We start from the raw sequence: 6,500 nt of genomic DNA on the forward strand, positions 1-6,500 counted from the left end.
GAGCATATACTAGAAGCATAGAAACGTACCTTATAGGAGGAATGGAAAATGGCTAAAGTTCAAGATATTACAAGAGAATCCTGGATTCTTTCAACCTTCCCAGAATGGGGAACTTGGCTCAATGAAGAAATTGAAGAAGAAGTAGTGCCAGAAGGCAACTTTGCTATGTGGTGGCTTGGAAACTGCGGTGTCTGGATTAAAACACCAGGTGGTGCGAACGTGGTCATGGACCTCTGGTCATCACGTGGAAAATCCACTAAAAAAGTGAAAGATATGGTTTGGGGACACCAGATGGCTAACATGGCAGGTGTGCGCAAATTGCAACCAAACTTGCGTGTGCAGCCAATGGTTATCGACCCATTTGCCATCAATGAATTGGACTACTACCTAGTATCGCACGTCCACAGTGACCACATGGACATCAGCACAGCCGCTGCCATCATCAACAATCCAAAGTTGGACCACGTCAAATTTGTCGGTCCAGTTGAAAGTGGCGACATCTGGGAAAAATGGGGTGTGCCTGCTGACCGTATTATCCGCATCGCACCAGGTGATAGCTTTGAATTCAAAGACATCAAGGTCCACGCAGTTGAGTCCTTCGACCGTACTTGCTTGGTGACCTTGCCAATCGAAGGCTACGACGAAAATGGTGGTAAATTAGCAGGACTTCCTGTGACAGATGAACTCATGGCTCGCAAGGCAGTCAACTATGTCTTTGAAACACCTGGCGGAACCATCTACCACGGTGCAGACTCCCACTTCTCAAACTACTTTGCAAAACACGGTCGCGACTTCAATATCGACGTTGCTATCAACAACTACGGTGACAACCCAATCGGTATCCAAGACAAGATGACCTCAATCGACCTTCTCCGTATGGCAGAAAACTTGCGTGCTAAGGTAATCATCCCTGTTCACTATGACATCTGGTCTAACTTCATGGCGTCAACAGATGAAATCTTGCAGCTCTGGAAAATGCGTAAGGAACGCTTGCAATATGATTTCCATCCATTCATCTGGGAAGTTGGTGGCAAGTATACTTATCCGATGGACAAGGACCGTATTGAATATCACCACCCACGTGGCTTTGATGATTGCTTCTTAGAAGACTCAAATATTCAATTTAAGGCTTTGTTATAAGATTTAGAACTCTCTTGCTCCATAGAGACGAGGAGAGGTACTATAAACTCTGATAAAGTATGAAATGTGCGAATTACTACTGTTCACTCCAAGGGCGGGACGAAAGTCCTGCCTCTTTTCTACGGATAATTTGCTTCTTACTTCATTTCAAACAGACATAGAAAACGCTTTATGGTATAATAAATTCATGACTTTAAAAAAGGAGAAAAACATGTCAAATCTTTCAGTCAATGCGATTCGTTTCCTTGGTATTGATGCCATCGAAAAATCAAAATCAGGTCACCCAGGTGTCGTCATGGGTGCGGCTCCAATGGCCTACAGCCTTTTTACTAAAGAACTTCGTATCAACCCAGCTCAGCCAAACTGGGTGAACCGTGACCGCTTTATCTTATCAGCAGGTCATGGGTCAATGCTCCTCTACGGACTTCTTCATTTGTCAGGATTTGAAGATGTCACTATGGATGAAATCAAGAACTTCCGTCAATGGGGTTCAAAAACACCAGGTCACCCAGAATTTGGTCACACAGCAGGTGTAGATGCAACAACAGGTCCTCTTGGACAAGGTATCTCAACTGCGACAGGTTTTGCGCAAGCAGAGCGTTTCCTTGCAGCTAAGTACAACCGTGATGGTTTCCCAATCTTTGACCACTATACTTACGTAATCTGTGGTGATGGCGACTTGATGGAAGGTGTTTCTGCAGAAGCGGCTTCTTACGCAGGTCTTCAAAAATTAGAAAAACTCATCGTTCTTTACGATTCAAATGACATCAACTTGGATGGCGAAACAAAAGACTCCTTCACAGAAGATGTACGTGCCCGTTACAATGCTTATGGCTGGCATACAGACCTCGTAACAGACGGTACAGATGTAGATGCCATCTTTGCTGCTATTGAAAAGGCAAAAGCAGCTGGTAAGCCATCTCTTATCGAAATCAAGACTGTTATCGGTCATGGTTCACCAAACAAACAAGGAACAAATGCCGTTCACGGTGCTCCACTTGGTGCAGAAGAAACAGAAGCAACTCGTAAGGCGCTTGATTGGAACTATGGTCCATTTGAAATTCCAGCTGAAGTTTATGCGGACTTCAAAGCTAATGTAGCTGATCGCGGTGCAGCAGCTTACGATGCCTGGGTGAAATTAGTTGAAGACTACAAATTAGCTCATCCAGAATTAGCAGCTGAAGTAACAGCTATCTTGGAAGGTCGTGACGTAGTTGAAATCAAGCCAGAAGACTTCCCAGTTTACGAAAATGGCTTCTCACAAGCAACTCGTAACTCATCACAAGATGCCCTCAACGCAGCGGCTAAAGTTTTGCCAACCTTCCTTGGAGGTTCAGCTGACTTGGCTCACTCAAACATGACCTATATCAAGGAAGATGGTTTGCAAGATGCTGAATATCCACTCAACCGCAACATCCAGTTTGGTGTTCGTGAATTTGCTATGGGTACTATCTTGAATGGTATGGCCGCCCACGGAGGACTTCGTGTTTATGGTGGTACCTTCTTCGTCTTCTCAGACTATGTCAAAGCAGCGGTTCGTTTGTCAGCCCTTCAAGGTCTTCCTGTTACTTACGTCTTCACACACGACTCTATCGCGGTTGGTGAAGATGGTCCAACTCACGAGCCAATCGAGCATTTGGCAGGACTTCGTGCTATGCCAAACCTCAATGTCTTCCGCCCAGCAGATGCGCGTGAAACACAGGCAGCTTGGTACTTGTCATTGACTAGCAAGTCTACACCATCAGCCCTTGTTCTCACTCGTCAAAACTTGACAGTTGAAGAAGGAACAGACTTTGACAAGGTTGCAAAAGGGGCTTATGTTGTCTATGAGGCAGCAGGCTTCGATACAATCCTTCTTGCATCTGGTTCAGAAGTGAACTTGGCTGTTAAAGCTGCCAAAGAACTAGAAGCAGCAGGCACTAAGGTTCGTGTGGTTTCTGTGCCATCAACTGAACTCTTCGATGCACAAGACGCTGCCTATAAGGAAGAAATCCTTCCAAATGCCATCCGTCGTCGCTTGGCAATTGAAATGGGTGCAACTCAAAGTTGGTACAAGTATGTCGGTCTTGACGGTAAAGTCCTTGGTATCGACACATTCGGTGCCTCTGCTCCAGCCCAAACAGTTATTGACAACTACGGCTTCACAGTAGAAAATGTTGTGAAATTAGTTGGTGAATTGTAATAGAAAATGTCAGAGACAGCCTTTCGAGGCTGTTTTTGAATTTTTTTAAAAATTTTCTTGACAACATAGACAATAAATGATATATTAACATTTGTAAATATCAATATTGCTCCTCCTACCTTCTCGAATGAGGAGGTATTTTTATATTTTTAAGTTAATAGAGGGGCAGAGTTTTGAAAGAAATGTGTGACAAGGAAGAAGTAGAGTTAGATTAATTTTGATAGCAGAGAAATAAAGAAGTGATTTTGAACTGTTATCAGGGCTGTGCTATAATAGATCTATGAACTATACACATGAAGAAAAAGAGTATTTTATGACTCAAGCATTGCAGGAAGCTAGAAAATCGCTAGAAAAGGATGAAATTCCAATTGGTTGTGTGATTGTCAAGGATGGCCAGATTATTGGCAGAGGGCATAATGCGCGTGAGGAACTCAATCAGGCAATCATGCATGCTGAGATTATGGCAATCCAAGAGGCTAACAATGTTGAGGGGAATTGGCGCTTGCTTGATTCGACCCTTTTTGTGACGATTGAACCTTGTGTGATGTGTAGCGGAGCTATTGGCCTAGCACGCATTCCGCAGGTCATCTATGGAGCAACCAACAAAAAGTTTGGAGCTGCAGGGAGCCTCTATGACATTCTGATAGATGAGCGGCTCAACCATCGTGTCAAGGTAGAAACAGGTATTTTAGAAGCGGAATGTGCCAATATCATGCAAGATTTTTTTAGACAACGCAGAGAAAGTCAGAAGGCTGCTAAACTTATCATGAAAGCCCAAGAGGACCATGCAGACAATCCATCTTGTTAGGTCCCCACTTGCACTCTGGCCAAATTGTGTTATAATAATAAACGGAGCAACATTCGTGCGTGAAGCGGGTCAGGGGAGGAATCCAGCAGCCCTAAGCGAGGTCGAGTGTGTGCTCTTTTTGCGTATAATCTAAAACTCCTTTGAAATCAGGCTTTCAGAGGGTTTTTCTTATCTTATTTTTAGAAATGAGGGGCAAGATAGAGGTGGCTTAAGAAAACTTTTTGGATGCTCTGCTATTCTACTGAGGAATAAGGAGGAAAGCTTATGTTTTTATTTGCCTTTCCAGGTATGGGAAAAACGACACTTGCTAAGAAATATACAGATGTTGTGGACTTAGAAATGTCCGACATTAAGTACGATAATAGTAGTGTTCGTCATTTAACGAAAGAGGAGCGAAAATCCACCAGACGTCCACTGAAGGATAAACGCTATAAAACAATCTATGTCAATAAGGCCTATACTCTTCATAGACAAGGAAAGACAGTCCTAGTAGCGCTGAATTTTCTGATGAGAATGTTGCTGGTCATGTCTATACGCGGTGGTGTGCCATTTCATATCTATATTCCCCATCCTTTTCTCAAAGAAGAATACCGCCAACGTTACATTTCAAGAGGCAACAACAATCGGTTTATATTTGAAGTCATGTTCATTTGGTATCCTGCCCTCATTCCGCTTTACCTACTATCTAAGATTCTCCCGAAATGGATTACAGTAACCCAGTCGGGAGAGACTTTGGAGGATTATTACAAACGCGAAAATTTCGTTAGATTTTCACAAAAATTAAGATTTATACAACATATTTCATGAAAATAAATGAAAATTGATAAATTTCTTGAAAAAAATATGATAAAGCGTTATCATATTATGGTACATAAATGGAGGAAAAACATGACACATATTACATTTGATTATTCAAAAGTCTTGGGCCAATTCGTTGGAGCTCAAGAAGTAGAATACATGCAACCACAAGTTACCCTTGCAGACCAAATGCTCCGTCAAGGAACAGGTCCTGGTAACGACTTTATTGGCTGGTTGGATTTGCCAGAAAACTACGACAAAGAAGAGTTTGCTCGTATCAAGGAAGCTGCAGCTAAAATCCAAAATGAAAGTGAAGTTTTGGTAGTTATCGGTATCGGTGGTTCTTACCTTGGTGCTAAAGCAGCTATTGATTTCTTGAGCAATGCCTTTGTAAACTTGCAAACACGTGAAGAGCGCAAAGCTCCGCAAATCCTTTACGCTGGAAACTCTATCTCATCAAGCTACCTTGCTGACCTGGTAGACTACGTGGCAGACAAGGATTTCTCAGTTAACGTGATTTCTAAATCAGGTACAACAACTGAGCCTGCGATTGCTTTCCGCGTCTTCAAAGAATTGCTTGTGAAGAAATACGGTCAAGAAGAAGCTAACAAGCGTATCTATGCGACAACTGACAAGGCAAAAGGTGCTGTTAAGGTTGAAGCGGACGCAAATGGTTGGGAAACCTTTGTTGTTCCAGATGATGTTGGTGGCCGTTTCTCAGTCTTGACTGCAGTTGGTCTTTTGCCAATCGCAGCAGCTGGTGCGGACATTGATGCCCTTATGGAAGGTGCAAACGCAGCCCGCACGACATTTACATCTGATAAAATTGCTGAAAACCAAGCATACCAATATGCAGCTGTTCGTAACATCCTTTACAGAAAAGGTTATGTAACAGAAATCTTGGCTAACTACGAGCCATCGCTTCAATACTTCAGCGAGTGGTGGAAACAATTGGCAGGCGAGTCAGAAGGTAAGGACCAAAAAGGGATTAACCCTACATCTGCTAACTTCTCAACAGACTTGCACTCTCTTGGACAATTTATCCAAGAAGGAAACCGCAACATCTTTGAGACAGTGGTTCGTGTTGACAAACCAAGAAAAAATATCTTGATTCCTGAAATGGCAGAAGACCTTGATGGCCTTGGCTACTTGCAAGGTAAGGATGTTGACTTTGTAAACAAAAAAGCAACGGACGGCGTACTTCTTGCCCACACAGATGGTGGCGTACCAAACATGTTTGTGACCCTTCCACAACAAGATGAGTTCACACTTGGTTACACCTTCTACTTCTTCGAGTTGGCGATTGCTATCTCTGGTTACCTCAATGCGATCAACCCATTTGACCAACCAGGTGTAGAAGCCTACAAGAAAAATATGTTCGCTCTTCTTGGTAAGCCAGGATTTGAAGAACTCGGTGCAGAATTGAACGCACGTTTGTAATAGAATGAAACTGAGGCTGGACTTGAGCCTGGCCCGCTTCTCAGAGTTCGTTTCAACATCTCAGCACAGTGGTTGATTGACAGATTTGTTCGTGTTTCACACTCCAAATCTAGCCTAATCAACTTGTGCGGG

The 6,500-nt window shown here is 43.1% G+C and carries 5 protein-coding genes and 1 other RNA gene; all 6 read left to right on the top strand.

Going from position 1 to position 6,500, the window contains the following annotated elements:
* The first annotated feature begins 48 nt into the window (after nucleotides 1-48).
* The 6 genes from ulaG to ODU34_RS08960 all read left to right on the top strand — a co-directional run bounded on the left by ulaG (nucleotide 49) and on the right by ODU34_RS08960 (nucleotide 6,368).
* On the top strand, nucleotides 49-1,140 hold the full coding sequence (gene ulaG / locus ODU34_RS08935) for an L-ascorbate 6-phosphate lactonase (RefSeq protein WP_002938500.1): 1,092 nt from the start codon (nucleotides 49-51) through the stop codon (nucleotides 1,138-1,140).
* Between the two features lie 211 nt (nucleotides 1,141-1,351).
* The gene (tkt, locus tag ODU34_RS08940; protein WP_105178662.1) at nucleotides 1,352-3,322 is read left to right on the top strand and encodes a transketolase; all 1,971 of its coding nucleotides are present in this window, start codon (nucleotides 1,352-1,354) and stop codon (nucleotides 3,320-3,322) included.
* Between the two features lie 280 nt (nucleotides 3,323-3,602).
* Nucleotides 3,603-4,130 (top strand): tRNA adenosine(34) deaminase TadA, encoded by a 528-nt coding sequence (gene tadA, locus ODU34_RS08945; protein WP_136647392.1) that lies wholly within the window; start codon nucleotides 3,603-3,605, stop codon nucleotides 4,128-4,130.
* Nucleotides 4,131-4,166: 36 nt separating this feature from the next.
* Nucleotides 4,167-4,256: signal recognition particle sRNA small type (ffs, locus tag ODU34_RS08950), an RNA gene on the top strand.
* A 138-nt stretch (nucleotides 4,257-4,394) separates the two neighbouring features.
* Nucleotides 4,395-4,937 (top strand): hypothetical protein, encoded by a 543-nt coding sequence (locus tag ODU34_RS08955; protein WP_105138840.1) that lies wholly within the window; start codon nucleotides 4,395-4,397, stop codon nucleotides 4,935-4,937.
* 81 nt (nucleotides 4,938-5,018) lie between these two features.
* Nucleotides 5,019-6,368, top strand: coding sequence for a glucose-6-phosphate isomerase (locus ODU34_RS08960; RefSeq protein ID WP_024413466.1), 1,350 nt, complete (start codon nucleotides 5,019-5,021; stop codon nucleotides 6,366-6,368).
* Nucleotides 6,369-6,500: the final 132 nt, after the last annotated feature.

This window comes from Streptococcus sp. 2018WUSS126 (genome assembly GCF_044427425.1).
GTDB classification, from domain to species: Bacteria; Bacillota; Bacilli; order Lactobacillales; family Streptococcaceae; genus Streptococcus; species Streptococcus hashimotonensis.

What these genes read in the sequence shown, in the direction of transcription:
- ulaG (WP_002938500.1), top strand. Translation starts at nt 49, where the DNA reads ATGGCTAAAGTTCAAGATATTACAAGAGAATCCTGGATTCTTTCAACC.
- tkt (WP_105178662.1), top strand. Translation starts at nt 1,352, where the DNA reads ATGTCAAATCTTTCAGTCAATGCGATTCGTTTCCTTGGTATTGATGCC.
- tadA (WP_136647392.1), top strand. Translation starts at nt 3,603, where the DNA reads ATGAACTATACACATGAAGAAAAAGAGTATTTTATGACTCAAGCATTG.
- ODU34_RS08955 (WP_105138840.1), top strand. Translation starts at nt 4,395, where the DNA reads ATGTTTTTATTTGCCTTTCCAGGTATGGGAAAAACGACACTTGCTAAG.
- ODU34_RS08960 (WP_024413466.1), top strand. Translation starts at nt 5,019, where the DNA reads ATGACACATATTACATTTGATTATTCAAAAGTCTTGGGCCAATTCGTT.